The following is a 1,234-nucleotide window of genomic DNA, read 5'->3' as shown; positions in this document are numbered from 1 at the left end:
GGCCGGCACCGTGGCTGCAGCTGTKGAAGCTGTCCTCGTTGCCGAGGCCACGCACGATGAAGCTCTTGGCCCCCATGCTGCCCGGAATGATGCCCAGTTCGCCCTTGCGCGCACTCACCGCGCCCTTGCGGGTCAGCATCACTTCCTTGCCGAAGTGGGTCTCGCGGTTCACGTAGTTGTGGTGGCAGTTCACCGCCTCGGCCTCGGCCTCGAACGGCTTGCTGATCACCGTGCGCACCGCGGCCACCACGTTGCGCATCATCACCTCGCGGTTCATGCGTGCGAAACGCTGCGCCCAGTCCACCGCGAACACATAGTCGCCGTAGTGCTGGCTGCCCTCGGGCAGGTAGGCCAGGTCCTGGTCGGGCAGGTTGATCATCCAGCGGCGCATTTCCTGCTTGGCCAGCTCGATGAAGTAGGTGCCGATGGCATTGCCYACGCCRCGMGARCCGSWGTGCAGCATGAACCACACGCGCTGCTCCTGGTCCAGGCAGACCTCGACGAAGTGGTTGCCGGTACCCAGCGTTCCCAGGTGCTTGAGGTTGTTGGTGTTCTTCAGGCGCGGGTGACGCTCGCAGATCAGTGCGAAGTCATCCACCAGCTGCGCCCAGCCTTCCACCGCCAGTTCGGGCGGCGTGTCCCAGCTGCCCTTGTCACGGCCCCCGCGGGTGACGCTGCGGCCGTGCGGCACCGCCCGCTCGATCGCGGTGCGCACCGCCGACAGGTTGTCCGGCAGGTCGCTGGCAACCAGCGTGGTGCGCACCGCGATCATGCCGCAGCCGATGTCCACGCCCACCGCTGCAGGAATGATCGCGCCGATGGTCGGCACCACCGAACCCACGGTCGCGCCCTTGCCCAGGTGCACGTCGGGCATCACCGAGATCCACTTGTGGATGAAGGGCAGCTTGGCGATGTTCTGCAGCTGCTCGCGCGCCTGGTCTTCCAGCGGCACGCCGCGGGTCCACAGCTTGATCGGTGCAGCGCCCGGCTGCTGGATCACGTCGTAATTGAGGGTGGTCATGGTGATGTTTCCTTTCATCCAAAGCAAAAACAAAGAGGGTGCGGTGACAAAGGGGGTGGAACATTCCGTCACCCGCGTTGCCGCGGAGGACGGCCGGGACTTGAACCCGACCCCGAAGGGCTTCCGATGTAGTTCCACCTGCATTCCCCGCGCAACGAAAGCGAAGGTGCCGGCAGCACGACAAGAATCTGGAGGAACATCCTGCTCTACCAC

The 1,234-nt window shown here is 65.1% G+C and carries 1 protein-coding gene; it reads right to left on the bottom strand.

What is annotated here, in order from left to right:
* Positions 1–1,021: RtcB family protein (locus AC1VAN_RS22335; protein WP_480986803.1), on the bottom strand; the 1,021-nt coding region annotated here is incomplete at its 3' end.
* Positions 1,022–1,234 lie beyond the last annotated feature (213 nt).

Source organism: Stenotrophomonas sp. 05L44_2, from assembly GCF_056665995.1.
The sequence above is the reverse complement of the archived record's forward strand: the minus strand, read 5'-3'. Positions and strand labels throughout refer to the sequence as shown.